The organism is Pseudomonas sp. LjRoot71 (genome assembly GCF_964253255.1).
In the GTDB taxonomy this organism is placed as follows: domain Bacteria; phylum Pseudomonadota; class Gammaproteobacteria; order Pseudomonadales; family Pseudomonadaceae; genus Aquipseudomonas.
Genome location: NZ_CAXURA020000001.1, coordinates 2,820,276 through 2,838,962 on the forward strand (window position 1 = coordinate 2,820,276; position 18,687 = coordinate 2,838,962).

At 59.8% G+C, this 18,687-nt stretch carries 15 protein-coding genes and 1 riboswitch; of the genes, 10 read left to right on the forward strand and 5 right to left on the reverse strand.

The genetic code is table 11. The features are described 5' to 3' along the window. Window positions 1-23 precede the first annotated feature (23 nt). The 8 genes from msbA to ACSQ17_RS13335 all read left to right on the forward strand — a co-directional run bounded on the left by msbA (window position 24) and on the right by ACSQ17_RS13335 (window position 10,884). Window positions 24-1,853: a lipid A export permease/ATP-binding protein MsbA gene (gene msbA / locus ACSQ17_RS13300; protein WP_436069190.1), complete on the forward strand. Its 1,830-nt coding sequence runs from the start codon at window positions 24-26 to the stop codon at window positions 1,851-1,853. Continuing rightward, window positions 1,853-2,749, forward strand: a complete 897-nt coding sequence (locus ACSQ17_RS13305; RefSeq protein ID WP_436069191.1) for a GNAT family N-acetyltransferase — start codon at window positions 1,853-1,855, stop codon at window positions 2,747-2,749. Before msbA ends, ACSQ17_RS13305 begins: the two co-directional genes overlap by 1 nt. Before the next feature lie 2 nt (window positions 2,750-2,751). Beyond that, complete coding sequence (locus ACSQ17_RS13310) at window positions 2,752-4,149, forward strand: PIG-L deacetylase family protein (protein WP_436069192.1); 1,398 nt, start codon at window positions 2,752-2,754, stop codon at window positions 4,147-4,149. Window positions 4,150-4,213: 64 nt separating this feature from the next. After that, window positions 4,214-5,638, forward strand: a complete 1,425-nt coding sequence (gene hldE / locus ACSQ17_RS13315; RefSeq protein ID WP_436069193.1) for a bifunctional D-glycero-beta-D-manno-heptose-7-phosphate kinase/D-glycero-beta-D-manno-heptose 1-phosphate adenylyltransferase HldE — start codon at window positions 4,214-4,216, stop codon at window positions 5,636-5,638. 3 nt (window positions 5,639-5,641) lie between these two features. Continuing rightward, window positions 5,642-6,289, forward strand: coding sequence for an acyltransferase (locus ACSQ17_RS13320; RefSeq protein ID WP_436069194.1), 648 nt, complete (start codon window positions 5,642-5,644; stop codon window positions 6,287-6,289). Window positions 6,290-6,341: 52 nt separating this feature from the next. After that, the gene (locus ACSQ17_RS13325) at window positions 6,342-8,282 is read left to right on the forward strand and encodes an acyltransferase family protein (protein ID WP_436069195.1); all 1,941 of its coding nucleotides are present in this window, start codon (window positions 6,342-6,344) and stop codon (window positions 8,280-8,282) included. Window positions 8,283-8,379: 97 nt separating this feature from the next. Further along, on the forward strand, window positions 8,380-9,663 hold the full coding sequence (locus ACSQ17_RS13330; protein ID WP_436069196.1) for an acyl-CoA dehydrogenase family protein: 1,284 nt from the start codon (window positions 8,380-8,382) through the stop codon (window positions 9,661-9,663). A 12-nt stretch (window positions 9,664-9,675) separates the two neighbouring features. After that, window positions 9,676-10,884: an acyl-CoA dehydrogenase family protein gene (locus ACSQ17_RS13335; protein ID WP_436069197.1), complete on the forward strand. Its 1,209-nt coding sequence runs from the start codon at window positions 9,676-9,678 to the stop codon at window positions 10,882-10,884. A 58-nt stretch (window positions 10,885-10,942) separates the two neighbouring features. Here ACSQ17_RS13335 and ACSQ17_RS13340 read toward each other — a convergent pair whose 3' ends face one another. From ACSQ17_RS13340 to ACSQ17_RS13355, 4 genes are all read right to left on the reverse strand, one after another. Further along, entirely contained in the window at window positions 10,943-11,827 is an 885-nt protein-coding gene (locus tag ACSQ17_RS13340) for a metal ABC transporter ATPase (RefSeq protein WP_436069198.1), read from the reverse strand. Between the two features lie 69 nt (window positions 11,828-11,896). Beyond that, on the reverse strand, window positions 11,897-12,715 hold the full coding sequence (locus tag ACSQ17_RS13345; RefSeq protein WP_436069199.1) for an aldo/keto reductase: 819 nt from the start codon (window positions 12,713-12,715) through the stop codon (window positions 11,897-11,899). Then, the gene (locus ACSQ17_RS13350) at window positions 12,715-13,887 is read right to left on the reverse strand and encodes an NAD(P)/FAD-dependent oxidoreductase (protein WP_436069200.1); all 1,173 of its coding nucleotides are present in this window, start codon (window positions 13,885-13,887) and stop codon (window positions 12,715-12,717) included. The genes ACSQ17_RS13345 and ACSQ17_RS13350 overlap by 1 nt, the downstream gene beginning before the upstream one ends. 202 nt (window positions 13,888-14,089) lie before the next feature. Next, a complete protein-coding gene (locus tag ACSQ17_RS13355; RefSeq protein ID WP_090249763.1) occupies window positions 14,090-14,422 on the reverse strand; it encodes a DMT family transporter in 333 nt (110 codons plus the stop codon). 87 nt (window positions 14,423-14,509) lie between these two features. On the opposite strand from ACSQ17_RS13355, the gene ACSQ17_RS13360 reads away from it, so the two are divergent. Continuing rightward, a complete protein-coding gene (locus ACSQ17_RS13360; protein ID WP_436069201.1) occupies window positions 14,510-15,394 on the forward strand; it encodes a LysR family transcriptional regulator in 885 nt (294 codons plus the stop codon). A 32-nt stretch (window positions 15,395-15,426) separates the two neighbouring features. Continuing rightward, on the forward strand, window positions 15,427-16,722 hold the full coding sequence (gene waaA, locus ACSQ17_RS13365; protein ID WP_436069202.1) for a lipid IV(A) 3-deoxy-D-manno-octulosonic acid transferase: 1,296 nt from the start codon (window positions 15,427-15,429) through the stop codon (window positions 16,720-16,722). 115 nt (window positions 16,723-16,837) lie between these two features. Here the strand turns inward: waaA and ACSQ17_RS13370 are convergent, their stop codons facing one another. Continuing rightward, window positions 16,838-18,277, reverse strand: coding sequence for a TolC family outer membrane protein (locus ACSQ17_RS13370; RefSeq protein ID WP_436069203.1), 1,440 nt, complete (start codon window positions 18,275-18,277; stop codon window positions 16,838-16,840). 219 nt (window positions 18,278-18,496) lie between these two features. Continuing rightward, window positions 18,497-18,603, forward strand: a riboswitch (TPP riboswitch). Window positions 18,604-18,687: the final 84 nt, after the last annotated feature.

Sequence of the window (18,687 nt, forward strand, 5' to 3'; positions counted from 1 at the left end):
TCTTTTGAAGCTTGGGCCATTTCATGAGCGATACTGCGCAAAAACCTCCTTCCAGTTTAGCGATTTATCTGCGCCTACTGAGCTACGTGAAACCCTATGTCGGGCTCTTCATGATCAGTATCGTTGGCTTTGCTATCTTTTCTTCGACCCAGCCGATGCTCGGCTACATGCTGAAGTTTTTCGTAGATGGGTTGTCCAATCCCGATGCCAGTTTATTTGCTGAGGTGCCTTGGTTGTCTGAGGTGCCTTGGTTGGCAGACTTACGTTTACTGCAAGCTGTGCCAATGCTGATTGTTCTAATCGCTATCTGGCAGGGCATTGGTTCATTCTTGGGTAACTACTTTTTGGCGCGTGTTTCTTTGGGCTTGGTGCATGATTTGCGGGTTGCCTTGTTCAATAACCTGTTGATCTTGCCAAACGGCTATTTTGATAAACACAACTCAGGGCACTTGATTTCGCGTATCACCTTCAACGTTACCATGGTTACTGGTGCTGCCACGGATGCCATCAAAGTGGTAATCCGTGAGGGGATGACCGTAATTTTCTTGTTCGCCACGTTGTTGTGGATGAACTGGAAATTAACCTTGGTAATGGTTGCCATATTGCCCGTAATTGGCTTGATGGTTAGTAGTTCGAGCCGTAAGTTTCGTAAGCAGAGCAAGAAAATTCAGGTCGCCATGGGGGATGTTACCCATGTGGCCTCTGAAACTATTCAAGGCTATCGAGTGGTGCGCAGCTTTGGTGGCGAGGCCTATGAGCAAAAACGTTTTCTTGATTCCAGCTTAAGCAACAATGATAAGCAGCTGCGCATGACGAAGACTGCTGCGGTTTATACGCCCATGCTGCAAATGGTCATATTTACCGCTATGGCAGTCTTGATGTTTCTGGTTTTGTTGATGCGCGGTGATGCTTCGGCAGGTGATTTGATCGCGTATATCACCTTGGCAGGTATGTTGCCCAAGCCGATTCGCCAATTATCTGAAGTGAGTTCCACTGTTCAGAAAGGTGTTGCAGGTGCCGAAAGTATTTTCGAACAGCTTGATGAACCGGTTGAAGTGGATACAGGAAGTATCGAGCGTGAACGTGTCGAGGGCCGCTTAGATGTCAGCAATCTTTCTTTCCGCTACCCAGGTTGTGAAAAGAACGTACTAGACAATATCAGCTTCAGTGTAGAGCCTGGACAGATGGTCGCTCTGGTCGGCCGCTCCGGCAGCGGTAAATCGACATTGGCGGGCTTGATTCCACGTTTTTACCCGCATGTTGAAGGGCGTGTTCTTCTCGATGGCGTTGATGTGCAAGATTATCGTCTACGCAATCTGCGGCGTCATATTGCATTGGTTACCCAGCAGGTCACTCTATTCAACGATACGATTGCCAACAACATTGCATATGGTGATCTTTCAGGTGCGCCATTGGCAGATATTCGGCGAGCCGCTGAGGCAGCTTATGCTGACGAGTTTATTTCTCGTATGCCGGACGGCTACCAGACGCTAGTTGGTGAAAATGGTGTGTTGCTGTCTGGCGGCCAGCGCCAGCGTTTGGCTATTGCTCGTGCATTGCTTAAAAACGCGCCGCTGTTGATCCTCGACGAGGCCACGTCTGCTCTGGACACTGAGTCTGAACGACATATCCAGGGTGCTCTGGATGAGGTCATGAAGGGGCGTACTACCCTGGTCATTGCACACCGCCTAAGCACTATCGAGAAGGCTGATCTGATCCTCGTGATGGATCAGGGGCATATTGTCGAGCGTGGTACGCACAGCGAGTTGCTGGCGTTGAATGGCTACTATGCGCGGTTGCATGCTCGGGATTTTGTTGAGGCTGATGATGTCAGCGTGGGGCCGAACACCTGATGCTCAACCATCTGCGTGTCTGGCGTGAACGAGGCTGGACGTCGATTGATGCGGCTGCCTATGCCGAAGCCTGGCAGCATTTCGGTGGCAGTGTTGCCACTCATCCGCAGGTGCTGGAGCGGCTATCTGGCCTGGCGGGGATTGCTGTGCGCTACCTGGGCTGGTTTTCGGGCGGGGAGTTGCAGGCGGCGATTCCGACTTGGGGGCGGCATCTGGCGCTGTCCAAGGATGTGCTCAAACAGCAGGGTAAACGCGGCCTGTTCGATCTCGGCAATGCGGAATTGATTCTTCCGGCAGCGCCGTCAGCCGATGTCTCGCTGCGTCATCGCGGTCGCTATATCTCAATGCTGAATGTCGGTGCGATCAGCACGCTGCGTGAGCAGCCCGAGGGCCTGGCCTTGGCCCGTGAACCTGAGGAATACAGCAAGAAGTTTCGCTACAACCAGCGTCGCGAGCAGCGTTTGCTGGAAGAGGCGGGTGGGGTCATTCGACCGATGCTGGAGCTTTCCGCTGCCGAGCAGGCGTTGATTTATGCCGATCTGTTTCAACGACGCTGGGGCTTTGAGGCCACCGGCAAGGCGCACCTGACGGAGGTCTTCAGCCTGATGCGCGACTTTATGGCCGGCTCGCTGATTTACCTGAACGATCAGCCCGTGGCTATTCAAGTGCTGTATCGCGTCGAGGCCCCGCAGTGGGTCAGCCTGGAGTACATCAATGGCGGCGTTGATCCGCAAAACCGTGAATTTAGCCCTGGCAGCGTGTTGAGTTTTATCAATACGCAGAGCGCCTGGAGCGAGGCACGGGCGTTGGGTAAGCCGCTGCGTTATTCCTTTGGTCGGGCTGATCGTGAATACAAAGATCGCTGGTGCAACCGCGTTGCGGTTTATCAGGTGTAATCATGTCTGCCCGTAAACAGATCCTGCTCAAGCGCCATCGCCGACAAAAGCGTATCGCGTTGCTGTTGGCCCTTGTTGTGTTGGCCCTGATCGGCATTCTGGCAGCTTGGTGGTGGGTGCCAATTCTTATGTTGGCGGGCTGGGTAGCGCATGAGGCCTGGTTTGCCGACCACCTGTTCTATTCGCCCAGCGATGATTACAACTATGCCTTTGCCGAGTCGAGCGCCATAAAGGGTCGCATTGATGCCGGCTACGTGAGGCTGGAAGGCGAACTGGAGGCGGCGGATACCCTGATTCTGCAAGTGCACATAAACGCCAGCTGGCTGGGCCGTTGGCTCGATCCTTATGTGCTGATTGGCAATGATCGTCAGGATTTTGAGCGTGGCGTGAACGGGCGGCGTTATCTGAATCTGTCCGGGCAGGGCGAATTATTGGCGCAAGGCAAGCTGTCTCTGCGTGGCCGTTTTTGTCGCCTGGATCCGCTTGCCACGCTCCATGCGCAGTGCAACCCGGACTATGCCGAGCAGCGTTTGATGATTATCGCGCCGCACGCCGACGATGCCGAACTGGCCGCGTTTGGTCTGTACAGCCGGGCGCGTGAGGTCAGCATCCTGACTCTGACTCAGGGCGAAATAGAGGCCGAGGCTTACCAAGCCATGGGGTTGGATAAAGCGACTGCCGCTCAGCTCAAGGGCCGTTTGCGTGCCTGGGATAGCCTGGCCGTACCGCTGTGGGGCGGCGTGCCACAGAGCCAGTGCATGCAATTGGGCTACTACTGTCTGCAATTGCCGGCGATGCAGGCGCAGCCTGAGCAGGCGTTTGGCTCGCGTGAATCCGGCGAAGCGGATATCCGTAGCGTGCGGGCGAACAATGCCATGCCGTTGCCCGGTGATGCTGACGGTGTGCCCAACTGGCGCAATCTGCTGGCAGATCTGGTCGCAGCGCTTGAGCATTACCGGCCTGAGGTGGTTGTCACCCCGCACCCGCAGTTGGACCCGCACAGCGACCACGTCGCCAGTACTCAGGCGCTGCTAGAGGCGATTGAGCTGAGCAGTTGGAAGCCTAAAACCCTGTTGCTGTATGCCAACCACCTGCATGACAACGACCGCTGGCCCATGGGGCCGGCCGGGTTTGGTATCGCCCTGCCGCCGGCTATCGAGGCATTGCCGGCCGATGGCCTGTGGAGCCCGAGCTTGGATGCCGCGCAGCAGCTGGATAAAGCCATGGCGCTGGCCATGCAGCATGACTTGAAAGGTCGCTTGCCATTCAAGCGGCGCATCCGCCGCTGGATTCAGCGTGCGCTGGTCGGGCGACGCTGGCCTGCTACCGGTGAAGACGAATTCTTCCGCAAGGCGGTGCGCCGCCATGAACTGTTCTGGGTGCGCACGCTCGGCGGCTAGCCAGCGTAGTGGCCTACCAATGTTATGATCCGCGGCAATCTGTTCTGCCGTTTCTGGAGTGTTTATGAAAGTGTCCATGCCGCGTTTCGACCAGGCCGCCGTTCTGGTGGTGGGCGATGTCATGCTCGATCGTTATTGGCATGGCGGCACTTCGCGGATTTCGCCGGAAGCGCCGGTGCCAGTGGTCAAGGTCGAGCAGATCGAAGACCGTCCGGGCGGCGCGGCCAACGTCGCGCTGAACATCGCTGCCCTCGGTGCGCCGGCTACCTTGCTTGGCGTGACCGGTGAGGATGAAGCTGCCGCAAGTCTGCGCAACAGCCTGCAGGCGGTTGGCGTAAAGACCTTCTTTCAGACGATCAAAGACCAGCCGACTATCGTCAAACTGCGCGTGATGAGCCGTCATCAGCAGTTACTGCGCATGGATTTCGAAGAACCGTTTCGTACCGACAGCGCTGCTTTGGCTGCGAGCGTCGAAGCGCAACTGGGCGGCATCAAAGTGATGATTCTTTCTGATTACGGTAAAGGCGCACTGCAGAACCACCAGGCACTGGTGCAGCTGGCGCGCAGCAAGGGCATTACCGTGCTGGCTGATCCCAAGGGCAAGGATTTCTCCATCTACCGCGGTGCGAGCCTGATTACCCCGAACCTGCACGAATTTGAAACCATCGTTGGCCATTGCCGTGATGAAGCCGAGCTGGTGTCCAAGGGCGCCGCCCTGATGGCGGAACTGGAGCTGGGCGCGTTGTTGGTGACTCGTGGCGAACACGGCATGACCTTGCTACGCCCGGAGCATCCCGCACTGCATCTGCCGGCTCGCGCCCGTGAAGTGTTCGATGTCACCGGTGCCGGCGATACGGTGATTTCCACCCTGGCCGCCAGCCTGGCTGCGGGCGAGGAGCTGCCTTGTGCGGTGGCGCTGGCCAACCTGGCTGCGGGTATCGTGGTTGGCAAGCTCGGCACCGCCGCGATCAGCGCCCCGGAGCTGCGCCGCGCGATCCAGCGTGATGCCGGCTCCGAGCGCGGTGTGCTGAGCCTCGATCAACTGTTGTTGGCCATCGAAGACGCCCGCGCCCATGGCGAGAAGATTGTCTTTACCAATGGCTGCTTCGACATCCTGCATGCCGGGCATGTCACCTACCTGGAGCAGGCGCGTGCTCAGGGGGATCGACTGGTGTTGGCGGTGAATGACGATGCATCGGTCAGCCGCCTGAAAGGCCCGGGCCGGCCGATCAACGCCGTGGATCGCCGCATGGCCGTATTGGCCGGACTGGGCGCGGTGGACTGGGTGGTGAGCTTCAGTGAAGACACCCCGGAAAACCTGCTGCGCGCGGTCAGGCCGGATGTGCTGGTCAAGGGTGGTGATTACGGCATCGAGGGCGTGGTGGGCGGCGATATGGTGCGGGCTTATGGCGGCGAAGTGCGGGTGCTGGGGCTGGTAGAGAACAGCTCGACCACCGCGATTGTTGAAAAGATCCGTCAGAAGGACTGAGGTATGTTTGATCGACTGTATCTATTACTGCGCAATTTGGCCTATAAAAATCGACGTAAGATCAAAGCCGGTAATTTTATCGAGCTTCCCCAAAGTGCCGAATATTTGATGAAGAAAGTTACCATCAAGCTGGGTGGCCGCAATAACCGATTAATTATCGGAGATGGGGTAGAAATTAGTCACTGCGAAATTCGTATTGATGGAGAGAATAACCTCGTCGAAATTGGTGCTCGCACGCGTTTTAGCTCAGGGAAAATTTATCTTCGCCATACATCTGGTCAGCATATCCGCATCGGTGTTGATACCACTGTGGAGGGCGCTTATCTGCTGATTGACGAAGCCGCGAGCATCGACATTGGTAATGACTGCATGCTTTCCACGGACATCCTTATCCGTACTGGCGATAAGCATTCGATCATCGATGTAGAAAGCGGCAAACGTATCAACCCTTCGCGTGATGTATGTATCGCGGATCGGGTTTGGATTGGGCGTGATGTACAAATCCTCAAAGGGACGGTACTTCACCAAGAAACGGTTGTGGGAGCATGCTCACTCGTTTCTAAAGCCTTCGATGAGGGTAATTGTGTGGTTGCTGGTGTGCCAGCAAAGATTGTCAAGCGCGGTGTTCGCTGGGACCGTCAGCTCATATAACTAAAAGAGAAACGCGTCTGGTGACGTTTTTGATACATGGGGGAGAAACAAGGTGAGTGCAGCCGCAGGCGCAGTAGCGCAGGAGTTTCGGCAGGATATCAATGGACTGCGCGCCTGGGCAGTGATGGCAGTAGTGCTTTATCACTTTGGCGTTGCTGGCATCAGTGGCGGTTTTGCTGGAGTGGACGTGTTCTTCGTTATCTCCGGTTATCTGATGTGCGGGATCATCATTGGCTGCATTGAACGCAATGATTTTTCTATTTGGCGTTTTTATCTCGCACGTGCGCGTCGTATCTTCCCCGCGCTGGTTGTACTTTGTGTGGTCGCCCTGATTTTTGGCTGGTTCTTCCTGATGCCGGAGGAATATAAGCAGCTGGGTAAACATGCACGGGAAAGTCTGACGTTTAGTTCCAACTTACGATACTTCGATGAGTCGAGTTACTTTGATGTTGCCTCTCAGGAGAAGTGGCTTCTACACACGTGGTCGCTGTCAGTGGAGTGGCAGTTCTACTTGCTTCTACCGTTGGCTTTGATGTTGGTGAACAAGCTTTTGCCTGGACGCCGTGCCGCTACAATTTTGCTCGGTTTATTTTTTGTCATTTCGTTGGTTTTGTGCATATGGCGCACTGCAGTTGCACCCAGTGAAGCGTTTTACCTGATTCAAACACGTGCTTGGGAGATGCTGGCGGGTGCTCTGGTATTTATGCTGGGGCAGCGGGCGTGGCCCAGCATGGTGCAAAAGCTGCTTGAACTTGTGGGCTTTGGCCTGATCATTGCGACCATCGCATTACTCGATAAGAACAGTGTGTGGCCGGGTGGCTGGGCTCTTCTTCCAGTAATCGGCGCGGCTCTGGTGTTGTTGGCTGCACGCGGTCAATCACTGTGGACCGCTAATATCCCAGCGCAGTGGCTTGGTACCCGTTCTTATTCAATTTACCTCTGGCACTGGCCGTTAGTGGTGGCGCTGGCTTATCTGGAAAAACTTAGCGATCCCCTTTGGGTTGCCGTAGCGATTGTCGCCTCATTGTTGCTGGGGCATCTCTCGTACAGTTTCGTAGAGGTTCCTGCTCGACGCCGTTTAAGCCTGTTGTCTGCTGGGCGTGCTGGACTCGTATTGGTCGTAGTGCTGGCGCTGACTGCCACCGTTGCTCAGCAGGTTCGTCGTAGCGGTATTCCTGACCGCCTGCCTGACGCAGTGGCCGTGATCGAGGCTGAGCGCGACAATTACAATCCTCGTTTGAAAGAGTGTTTGGATCCAGAAAAATCCTGCATTTATGGTGAGGAGCCTGTTCGTGCGGTTTTGATTGGTGATAGCCATGCTGATGCGGTGGTCACGGCATTGCAGGCTGCATTGCCAGAGCATCAAGGCGGCATTCTATTTCGCGGTGGTAGTGGCTGTTTGGTAGCTTTTGGCATGCGCACTGCGAATGACAAGCCGTATTGCGAGAAACTCAACCAGGATTTGGAGAGGGAGTACTCCAGCTACCCGGCAGGTGTTCCGATCGTAATGGTTGGACGTACATCCGAGTACATTCGGGGAGGCCTACCTACTGGCGATAAACCTACGTTCCACTTCGGTGAAGCGTCAGATCACTTTACTGATGCCTTCCTGGATCAGTTCCGTGAGCGCTATCTGGAAACTGCATGCCGCTTAGCTGAGCACCATCCGTTTTATATTGTTCGTCCTACCCCTGAAATGGCGGTTGATGTTCCGACTCGTATGGGGCGTGCAATGATGCTTGGCCAGGAGCGTGAGATTAGTTTGTCTATCGCCGAATATAAAAAGCGCCATGCATTTGTCTGGGCCTTGCAGGACGATGCTGCTGAGAAGTGTGGTGCTCGGTTGTTAGATCCCTTGCCTGCATTGTGCTCGGATGGGCTTTGCCGTAGTGCACAGGATGGCCGGCCGCTGTACCGAGATCCTGATCATCTCAGTGAATTTGGTAATCGCCTCTTGGTGCCAATGTTCAGAGAGATTTTCCAAGACCAGTGACTGGCTGCTTTGCCAGCCATTCGCGTCGGCGCGGTCATAGGCGCTTGCTCTGACCGCGCGCATGATCCTTGGCATCCCCCGTATGGAGTGAGATGCCATGAGTTCCGACGTACAGGGCCGTGCCCTGGCAGTGTTGAATCGAGTCGCCCAGGCTGACTGGCCGGACCGTTTGAAGCTGCGCAAACCCTTCGAAAAACTGATCTACACGGGCAGCCGTGCGAGCTTTCGCGCGGCGGCGCAGCGTGCGGGCAAAGCTGCCAAATTGCCGCGTCCGGTTGACCCGGATGCGCTGTTCGATCTGTCCCTCTCCGATGAGCAGCAGATGCTGGTGGAGATGCTCGAGGCTTTCGCCAGTGAAGTGCTGCGCCCGCTCGCCCACGATGCCGATGAACAGGCTGCGCTGCCGGCCGCGTTGCTCAATCAGGCGCACGAGCTGGGGCTGACGCACTACGCGGTGAGTGAGGCGCAGGGCGGTATGGCCGGTGAGCGCACCACATTGAGCAATGCATTGATTGCCGAGGCGCTGGGCAAGGGCGATTTGTCCCTGGCCGCTGCTTTGTTGGTTCCCTTGTCGGCGGCCAACTGCATCCGCCGTTGGGGCAATGCCGGGCAGCAGGCCTGCTGGCTGCCAGCCTTTGTCGGCGAGGCGCCTGCGCCGGTGATGGCTATTGCGGTAAATGAACCGACGCCGCTGTTTGATCCGCACAAGCTGGCGACCCGTGCGCGTAAACGCGGCAAACACTATGTGCTCAGCGGTGAGAAGAGCCTGGTGTTGCGCGGGCTGGACGCCAGCCAGCTGATTGTCGCTGCGCAAGCGGCGGATGGTCCGGGGCTGTTTGTTGTCGAGGCCGGCGCCAAAGGTCTGCAACGTAGCCCGCAGCCGGCCATGGGGCTGAAGGCTGGCAGCACGACGCGCGTGCGGCTCAATGGCGTCAAGGTGCCGGTTGAGGCGCGATTGGCGGCCGAATCGTTCAACTACCAGAGCTTTCTCGATTATGCCGGGCTGGCCTGGTGCGCATTGGCCGTGGGCACGGCGCAGGCGGCGCTGGATTATGTGGTGCCGTACTGCAACGAGCGGGTGGCCTTCGGCGAGCCGATCAGCCATCGCCAGGGCGTGGCCTTTATGGTCGCCGATATGGCGGTGGAGCTGGATGCCATGCGCCTGATGGTTTGGCGTGCCTGCGCGCGGGCCGAGCAGGGATTGTCGTTTCAGCGCGAAGCCTATCTGGCACGCCTGCTGTGCAGCGAAAAGGCCATGAAGATCGGCACCGATGCCGTGCAATTGCTCGGCGGCCACGGCTTTACCAAAGAACATCCAGCCGAGCGCTGGTACCGCGACGTGCGTGCGCTGGCAGTTATGGCCGGCGGTCTCCAGCTTTAAGGGCACCTCAAAATGAATCTGGAAACCCCAAAGAAATTCCGTGGCCTGGTTAATCAGGCCCATCAGGTGGCGGAGAATTATTTTCGGCCGATTTCACGCAAATACGACAAGGCTGAGCATGCCTATCCCAAGGAGCTGGATCTGCTCGCGGCGCTGCTTGATGGCATGAACGCCGGATCGCCGGACGCCATCGGTGCCACCTCGGCGAGCAAGCGTGGCGCAGCCCGCGAGCAACAGGAAGGCATCAAGAATGGCGGTAATCTCTCTGCCCTGCTCGGGGTGATGGAGCTGTGCTGGGGCGATGTCGGCCTGCTGCTGGCAATGCCGCGTCAGGGCCTGGGCAACGCGGCAATTGCGGCGGTGGCCAACGATGAGCAACTGGCGCGCTTCGGCGGCACCTGGGCGGCCATGGCGATTACTGAGCCGGGCTGCGGCTCGGATTCGGCGGCGATCCGCACCACGGCGATCAAGGACGGCGATCACTACGTGCTCAACGGCGAGAAAATCTACGTCACCTCCGGCGAGCGTGCCGACGCCGTGGTGGTCTGGGCCACCCTGGACAAGAGCCTCGGCCGTGCAGCGATCAAGTCCTTTGTGGTCGAGCACGGCACGCCGGGGATGACCGTCACCCGGCTGGAAAAGAAGCTCGGCATCAAGGCCTCGGACACCGCCGCGATCAGCTTCAGCGATTGCCGCGTGCCGGCCGCCAACCTGCTCGGTAACCCGGAAATTGATGTGCAGAAGGGCTTTGCCGGGGTGATGGAAACCTTCGACAACACCCGTCCGTTGGTCGCCGGGATGGCGGTCGGTGTGGCCAAGGCCTCGCTGGATCGTACCCGCGAGCTGCTGAAAAAAGTCTGCAAGCTGGATTACCGCACGCCGCTACTCAGCGTCAGCCATGCCGAGGCGACCCTTTATCGCCTGGAGGCCGAATGGGAGGCCGCGCGACTGCTGACGATGAAAGCCGCCTGGATGGCCGACAACAAGCTGCCCAACTCCAGGGAGGCCTCCATCGCCAAAGCCAAGGCCGGGCGCGTGGCCAACGAGGTGACGTTGAAATGCGTCGAACTGGCCGGCGCGTTGGGTTACGGCGAAGATGAGTTGCTGGAGAAGTGGGCGCGCGACTCGAAGATTCTCGACATCTTTGAAGGCACCCAACAGATCCAGTTGCTGATTGTGGCGCGGCGCCTGCTGGGCAAGAGCTCCAGCGAATTGAAGTAGTTGTTCACGCGGGCTGGGTGAGCCCAGCCCACTTGCCTTGAATCCCTTTTTGCCCTGCTTAGGTGGGGCTTTTTTGTGTCTGCACCAGCCAATCTTTCCAGCGAATGCGCTCATCGCGTACCAGCCAGCCGTCCTGAGGCGCAAAGCTTTCGGCCAGCCACAGACCGCGAGTGCTGGCGGGTGAGAGCTGGCCCTGCTTCAGGGTCAGCAGCTCGGCGGTCGGCCGTCCCTCCTCCAGCGGAATCAGAAACAGGTCGGGCCGCGCGCGGTTGAGGCGGGCGATCAATTGGCCATCCTCAAGATGCTCATCGACATGCAGCAGGCTGAGTTGGCGTGTCTCCTTGGGCAGCTCCAGGCGCAAGTCGTAGACCAGCTGCAGCGAGGCGGTCGGCAGGTGCACGTAGGCGCGTGGGCGTTCGAGCAGCTTGAGGTTGCCGCATTGCACTGGGCGCGCGGCGCCGGACAGCGGGCTAAGGCTGAAGTGCGCGGTTTCCCGGTAGCGTAGGCTGCTCTGGTAGGGCGTGGGTAGCCAGGTGTCGCCAAAGCGTCCGCTGAGCCAGCCTTCCGGGGTTTCCAGCAGGCATTCTTCGGCCACTTCCTGAATTGCGGTGAGCAGCGGCAGGTTGAGTTCGTGGGTCGGTACGTAACCTGAAATCAGCTTGAGCACCACGTCGCCACGATCCGCCCGGCGCTGGCGCACCAGTATCCAGTGATCACGACCTTGCCAGTTGAGGGTCAGGCGCACCGAAACCCCCAGATTGGCCAGCTCCACGGCAAAGCGCTGGCTGTCGGCCACGGTCACCGGTTTGCGTTTTTCCAGCATCTGCGCAAAGTTCAGCGGCATGCCCAGGCCCTGGTAAACCAGCCCTTCCGGGCTTGCTTCGACAAACAGTTGCAGGGTCTTGAAGCTGTTGGGGGCTTTGCAGACCAGGGTGCGTGGCATGGCAACTCCTCGCGGGTATCAGCGTGGGCATGGGCTGAGAGCTTGGCACAGATCGCCGGATGAGACCCGTCAGGCAATATCCTGAATTACAGCGGCGGCCGTGGCGACGTTGTGCGCCAGGTGCTGCGGGTTGATGGTGCCGATAATCGCGCTGCAGGCACCTGGGTGGCCGAAGATCAGTTCGAAACTGGCGCGCACCGGATCGACACCGGGCGCCAGGCAGGCGTGACCGCTGGCCAGAGCCTTCTTGATCAGGATGCCTTTGCCGTGCAGTTCGGCATAGTCGAGTACGGCCTGTTCGCCTTGTTCGTTGAGGTTGTAGGTGACCATGGCGCAATCACCCTGCTCAAGGGCCAGCAGGCCGCCTGCAACGGTTTTGCCGGAGAGGCCGAAGCCGCGAATCTTGCCCTCGCGCTTGAGCTCGGCCAGGGTTTCGTACACGCCGCTGTCACGCAGAATCGCCACGTCGTTACCGTCGGAGTGCACCAGAACCAGGTCGATAAAGTCGGTTTCCAGGCGCTTGAGGCTGCGCTCCACCGAGAAACGGGTGTGCGCCGGGCTGAAGTCGAAGTGCGATTGGCCGTGTTCGAACTCTTCGCCGACCTTGCTGACAATCACCCACTGCTGACGATGGCCGCGTAACAACGGGCCGAGGCGGGTTTCGCTGGTGCCGTAGGCCGGCGCGGTGTCGATCAGGTTGATGCCCAGATCATGGGCCTGGGCCAGCAGTTCACGGGCTGCGGCGTCATCGGGGATGGTGAAACCGTTGGGGTATTTCACCCCCTGGTCGCGGCCCAACTTGACCGTGCCCAGGCCCAGCGGGGAAACCCGCAGCTCGGTGGCACCCAGTGGGCGATGCAGGTTGTGCAGGCTGTGCAGGGGATGCATCAGAACAGTTCCTCCCAGACGGCAGGGGCGACGCTCGGGCGTGGCAGTGCAGGCAGGGGTGCATGTACGGTCGGCTGAATGCCGTCGCGGTCGAGGGCAGCCAGTACACGGTCAGCAAAGTCCGGGGCCAGGGCCAGTTTAGTCGGCCAGCCCACCAGGAGTTTGTCTTGCTCATGCAGGAAGGCGTTATCCGGACGCACCAGGCCGGACTGCGCAGGCTCCGCGCGCTCTACCCGCAGCGTGGCCCATTGCGCAGCGGACAGGTCGACCCAGGGCAGCAGCTCGCTCAGTTCTTTTTTCGCCGCCTGGATCTGCGCGGCTTCGTCGCGGGCTACGCCATCCGCTTCGGCCAGATCGCCCCCCAGGTACCAGACCCATTGGCCGTCGGCTGCCGGGTGGGTGGTGATGGTCACGCGCGGCTTTGGTCCTCCGCCCAGGCAGTGGGCATACAGCGGTTTGAGTGTCGGGCCTTTGACCAGCGCCATATGCAGCGGGCGCAGTTGCTGAGCCGGTTGGCTCAGGCCAAGGGCGCTGAGTAATTCGGCATTACCACGGCCGGCACTGAGGATGATGCGTTGCGCGCGAACCTCGCGACCATCGATGGTCAGGCCGGCCAACTCGCCATTCTCCCGTAGCGGCTCAATGCGCTCGGCGGCCAACAAACCATCGCCAGCCAGTTCACTGAGACGGCTGATCAGGCTCGGCACATCCAGCACCAATTCGGCCAGACGATAGACCTTGCCCTTGAATTTCGGGTGCTGCAGGGCCGGTGGCAGCTGCTCGCCCTTGACCTGATCGACTCGGCCGCGCACCGCCTTGCTGGCAAAGAAACTGGTGATATTGCCGGCCAGGCTGCCAGGCGACCACAGGTAGTGGGCATCGGAGAGCAGGCGCACGCCGCTCAGGTCCAGCTCGCCAGTGCCCGCCAGGGCTTCGCGCCAGCGCCGTGGCATATCGGCGATGGCTTCGGAGGCGCCAGTCAGCGCGCCATGCAGGGCGTATTTGGCGCCGCCATGGATGATGCCCTGGGATTTCACACTCTGGCCGCCACCGAGGCGGGCATTGTCCACCAGCAGGGTGGCGAAACCCTGACGGCGCAGGCGCGCATTCAGCCAAAGGCCGGCAATGCCGCCGCCCACGATCAAAACATCGGTGCTCAATGCCTGGGACATGCAGGTGACTCAACGGGAAAACAGGCGCGCAGTATAACCCGCCCGCGCCAGCGCCTTACCCCGGAACCTGCTCAACGTCTCGCGAGCTAGAGCCATGCAAGGCAAAAACAGGCGAGGAAGCGGAGTTTACTGATGTAAATGAGCATTCCGAGCCTGTTTTTAACGCCGCAGGGCCGAAGCGCAGCAGGCGTTGGGCAGGTTCTCAGTGGCCGACGCTTTGCGAGAACAGCTGAATCACCACCACGCCGGCGACGATCAGGCCCATGCCGAGCATGGCCGGCAGGTCCAGCCGCTGCTGGTAGAGAAACACCGCCGCGATGCTCACCAGCACGATGCCCAGGCCTGCCCACACCGCATAGGCAACGCCGACCGGGATAGTCTTCACCACCAGGCTGAGCATCCAGAACGAAATGGCGTAGCCGACTACAACCAGCAGCAGGGGTAGAGGTTTGTTGAATCCATCCAGGGCCTTCATCGAGGTGGTGGCGATGACTTCGGCCGTGATGGCAATAGCGAGGTAGAGATAGCCGCCCATGATGTGGCCTCCATAGTGATCTGGCCGCCATTCTAGTGATCATGCGGATGGGATAAAGTCATTACCTATCTGAAATGGAGATGGGTTATGCAGTGGAGCCTGGAGCAGATTCGCCTGTTTGTCAGTGTTGCGGATGGTCAGTCGTTCTCCGCTGTGGGGCGGCAAATACAGCGCGCGCAATCGGCGGTGAGTAACGCAATTGCCATGCTGGAAACCGACCTTGGCGTACGCCTGTTCGAGCGCAGCAGCGGCCGCCAACCACGCCTGACCGATGCCGGCGCGGCTCTGCTGGAAGAGGCGCGCGAGGTGCTGCGCCAGTGTCAGCGTCTGGAAGGGCGGGCGCTGGGCCTGGTGCGTGGTGAAGAGGTGCGCCTGCGTCTGGCCCAGGACGAGGCGATGCCCTATCAGCCGGTGCTCGACAGCCTGGAGGCGCTGGCTCAGCAATTCCCGCTGCTGGAGGTGCAGTTGGCTAGCGGTGCCCAGGGCGATGTGGCGCGCAAGCTGCTTGAGCACCGCGCTGACCTCGGCCTGCTGTTTCACCATGAACACATGCCTGATGCGCTGGAGCGTCAGCGCTTGGGTACCATCGAGATGGTCACCGTATGCGGGGCGGGGCATGCCCTGGCGCGGGGTGGGCATGTCGATCGGCGTGAACTGGCGCGCCATCGGCAATTGTTGATGGCACCGCAGGACAGCCAGTACCCAGGCGGCGAGCAACTCAGCCCGTCGGTCTGGCGCACCGACAGTTTCTACGCCATGGCCGAACTGCTGATACGTAACCTGGGCTGGGCCTGGTTGCCACGCCATGTGGTGCAGTACCCGACGTATCAAGGCCAACTGGTGGAATTAAACAGCGATTGGGTGCCGCCACCGCTGGTGGTCGAGTTGGTCTGTCGGCGTGATGAGGCGCTGGGGCCGGCCGCGTTATGGCTGGCGGAATGCTTTGCCCAGCACCTGCAGGCCATCGGCTGATCAGTCCCAACCACTCTGTTAAGCTGCGCGCCATGAATAGAAGCCTCTACACCCTGCTGTTTCATCTCGGTCTGCCGCTGGTGGCCGGGCGTCTGGCCTGGCGCGCCTGGCAGGCGCCGGCTTATGCCAAGCGTATTGGCGAGCGCTTTGCCTTTGGCCTGCCACCGCTCAAACCGGGCGGTATCTGGCTGCATGCCGTGTCGGTGGGCGAGAGTATTGCTGCGGCGCCGTTGGTGCGTGAGTTGCTGGCGCGTTATCCGCAGTTGCCGATCACCATTACCTGCATGACGCCGACGGGTTCGGAGCGCATTCAGGCGATGTTCGGTGGTGCGGAGTACGCCGGTCGCGTGCAGCATTGCTATCTGCCGTATGACCTGCCCTGGGCGGCCGCGCGCTTTCTTGATCAAGTGCAGCCACAGCTGGCGGTGATCATGGAAACCGAGCTGTGGCCCAACCATATCCACCAGTGCGCCAAGCGTGGCATCCCGGTGGCGCTGGCCAACGGACGGCTGTCCGAGCGCTCGGCCCGTGGTTATGCGCGCTTTGCCAACCTTACCGCGCCGATGCTCGCCGAGCTGAACCTGCTGGCGGTGCAGACAGCGCTGGAGGCTGAACGCTTTCGCAGCCTGGGTGCGCGGCCTGAGTGTGTGGAAGTCACTGGCTCGATCAAATTTGATCTGACGATTGATCCGGCGCTGCTGACTCGTGCCGCCGCCCTGCGTGAGCAATGGCAGGCGACACAGCGTCCGGTATGGATCGCTGCGAGCACCCATGCCGGTGAAGACGAGGTCGTGCTAGCCGCCCACCGTGAGCTGCTCAAGCAGACTCCTGATGCCCTGTTGATTCTGGTGCCGCGCCACCCTGAGCGTTTCAATGCTGTGTTCGAGCTGTGCCAGCGGCAGGGCATCAATACCCAGCGTCGCTCTACGGGCGAGGTGGTGCAAGCGAGTGGCCAGGTGCTGCTCGGCGACACCATGGGCGAGCTGCTGTTTCTGTATGCCCTGGCCGATATCGCCTTTGTCGGCGGCAGCCTGGTGGCCAATGGCGGGCATAACCTGCTGGAGCCGGCGGCGCTGGGCAAACCGGTATTAAGCGGCCCACACCTGTTCAACTTCCTTGAGATTGCCGCGCAGTTGCGCGCTGCCGGTGCGTTGAGCGAGGTGGCGGATGCGAACGGTTTGGCGGAGCGAGTCGCGCAACTATGGCGTGAGCCCGAAACAGCACTGGCCATGCGTGATGCAGGGTTGGCGGTGATGCAGGCCAATCAGGGCGCACTGGCGCGTTTGCTGGCTGGGCTTGGGCGCTTGCTTGAGGGTAAATCGCAATAGGTTATGTAGGAGCGAGTCATGCCCGCGAGATTGCAATCGAGGGCATGACTCGCTCCTACAAATGGTGTTCCATAAAAAATCCCGCTGATTCAGCGGGATTTTTTGTTTTACCAACTCAGTACTGCGAGTTGCTGCGCAACTGCGCCTCGGCGGCCTTGGCCAGGTCTGGCGGGAGGAAGTCGCTGTCCGGGTTGTAGTCGGATTTCAGGTACTGCTCCAGGGCGTTCAGGTCGTCCGGGCTGAGGGTGCCGGCTGCCTGTTTCAGGCGCAGGTTGTTGAGGATGTAGTCGTAACGCGCGTTGTTGTAGTTACGCACCGAGCTGTACAGCTCACGCTGGGCGTCGAGCACGTCGACGATGTTGCGCGTGCCGACCTGGTAGCCGATTTCGGTGGCTTCCAGGGCGCTCTGGTTGGAGATGATCGACTGCTTGCGCGCCTGCACGGTTTCCACATCGGTGTTCACCGCGCGGTGCAGGTTGCGGGTGTTCTGCACCACCTGACGGCGCAGGCTTTCACGCAGCTGCTCGGTCTGATTCAGGCGCTGGTAGGACTCGCGCACCTGGGAGCTGGTCAGGCCGCCGCTGTAGATCGGGATATTCAGTTGCAGGCCAATCGAGCGCTGCTCGACGTCGCCGCTGAAGCGATTGACGGTGGCGGCGTTGTTGCTGAAACCGAGGCTGTCGTTGTCGCCTTTCTGGTAGCTGGCCACTGCATCCAGGGTCGGCGCATGGCCGGATTTGCGCTGGCGCAGGGTTTCTTCGGCGGCTTCAACGGCGTAGTTGCTGGCCTGTAGATTGAGGTTCTGCGCGGCGGCGGTGTCGACCCAGGCCTTGGCGTCATTCGGCGTCGGGGCGAGGATCGGCAGGCTGTGCTCGATCCCTTCCAGGGCGCTGAAATCGCGGTTGGTCAGGGTGGTCAGGGCCTGGAAGGTATCTTCCACCTGGCGCAGGGCAATGATGCGGTTGGCGCGGGCGGTGTCGAAACCGGCCTGGGCTTCCAGCACGTCGGTCTTGTCCGACAGGCCAACATCAAAGCGCTCGTTGGCTTGGTCCAGCTGGCGCTTGAAGGCGGCTTCTTCAGCCTTGGTCGAAGCCAGGTTGTCCTGGGCACGCAGCACGGCGAAGTAGGCTTCAGCACTTTGCAGAATCAGGTTCTGTTCAGTGGCCGATAGCTCCAGCACGGCTTGTTCGTTGCTGGCTTTGGCCGCTTGCAACTGGAACCAGCGGTCGGCACGGAACAGCGGCTGGCTCAGGTTGGCCTGGTACACGGTGCCACTGCGCGAGCTGGTGTTGGCTGGCGAATCGATCTGGGTGCGGGTGTCGCTCAGGTTGGCCCCGGCAGACAGGTTCGGCAGCAGGCCGGCGCGGGCCTGGGGCACCACTTCACTGCGCGCTTCATAATCAGCACGGGCGGCGGCCAGGTCGGCGTTGTTGGCGGCGGCTTCCTGGTAAACCGTGACCAGGTCAGTTTTGGTGGACAGCGGGGCTTGTTCAGCCCAGGCCATTGCGTTGGACGCGGCGGCCACGGCGATAGCCAGAGAGAGTCTGCGCAACATTAGGGGAAATCCTGAATTTGGCGGTAATCGACAAGGCTAAGGGGCCGTGCCTAGGGGGTCAAGGGCAGTTATGGCGGCTGTAGTGTAGTTTGCAACAAGCTATGTTGCCTGGGTGCAACAATTCGGGTGTTGGCGTCGGCTTCGTCATTATCCGACGCATGGGTCATGAATATTTGACTCGCGGGTTGGTTTTATTGCCTGGGGTTGATTAGACTGGCCGGGTTCTTGTCGGGGTGCCCCAATTGCGGGGCTGAGATTGGCAGCTGCCGGATCCCGTTGAACCTGATCAGGTTAAGGCCTGCGTAGGGAACAAGATGTGCTCGCCCGTCCCCTGGCGAGCCTCTGGCACCGCCCCAGGTGCGCCGTGCGCCGCTCGTCTCTTGCAGGTTCGCTCCGACATTCAGCCCTGG

Excerpts from the sequence above, each read along its gene's own strand:
- msbA (WP_436069190.1), top strand. The coding sequence starts at position 24 with ATGAGCGATACTGCGCAAAAACCTCCTTCCAGTTTAGCGATTTATCTG.
- ACSQ17_RS13305 (WP_436069191.1), top strand. The coding sequence starts at position 1,853 with ATGCTCAACCATCTGCGTGTCTGGCGTGAACGAGGCTGGACGTCGATT.
- ACSQ17_RS13310 (WP_436069192.1), top strand. The coding sequence starts at position 2,752 with ATGTCTGCCCGTAAACAGATCCTGCTCAAGCGCCATCGCCGACAAAAG.
- hldE (WP_436069193.1), top strand. The coding sequence starts at position 4,214 with ATGAAAGTGTCCATGCCGCGTTTCGACCAGGCCGCCGTTCTGGTGGTG.
- ACSQ17_RS13320 (WP_436069194.1), top strand. The coding sequence starts at position 5,642 with ATGTTTGATCGACTGTATCTATTACTGCGCAATTTGGCCTATAAAAAT.
- ACSQ17_RS13330 (WP_436069196.1), top strand. The coding sequence starts at position 8,380 with ATGAGTTCCGACGTACAGGGCCGTGCCCTGGCAGTGTTGAATCGAGTC.
- ACSQ17_RS13335 (WP_436069197.1), top strand. The coding sequence starts at position 9,676 with ATGAATCTGGAAACCCCAAAGAAATTCCGTGGCCTGGTTAATCAGGCC.
- ACSQ17_RS13340 (WP_436069198.1), bottom strand. The coding sequence starts at position 11,827 with ATGCCACGCACCCTGGTCTGCAAAGCCCCCAACAGCTTCAAGACCCTG.
- ACSQ17_RS13345 (WP_436069199.1), bottom strand. The coding sequence starts at position 12,715 with ATGCATCCCCTGCACAGCCTGCACAACCTGCATCGCCCACTGGGTGCC.
- ACSQ17_RS13350 (WP_436069200.1), bottom strand. The coding sequence starts at position 13,887 with ATGTCCCAGGCATTGAGCACCGATGTTTTGATCGTGGGCGGCGGCATT.
- ACSQ17_RS13355 (WP_090249763.1), bottom strand. The coding sequence starts at position 14,422 with ATGGGCGGCTATCTCTACCTCGCTATTGCCATCACGGCCGAAGTCATC.
- ACSQ17_RS13360 (WP_436069201.1), top strand. The coding sequence starts at position 14,510 with ATGCAGTGGAGCCTGGAGCAGATTCGCCTGTTTGTCAGTGTTGCGGAT.
- waaA (WP_436069202.1), top strand. The coding sequence starts at position 15,427 with ATGAATAGAAGCCTCTACACCCTGCTGTTTCATCTCGGTCTGCCGCTG.
- ACSQ17_RS13370 (WP_436069203.1), bottom strand. The coding sequence starts at position 18,277 with ATGTTGCGCAGACTCTCTCTGGCTATCGCCGTGGCCGCCGCGTCCAAC.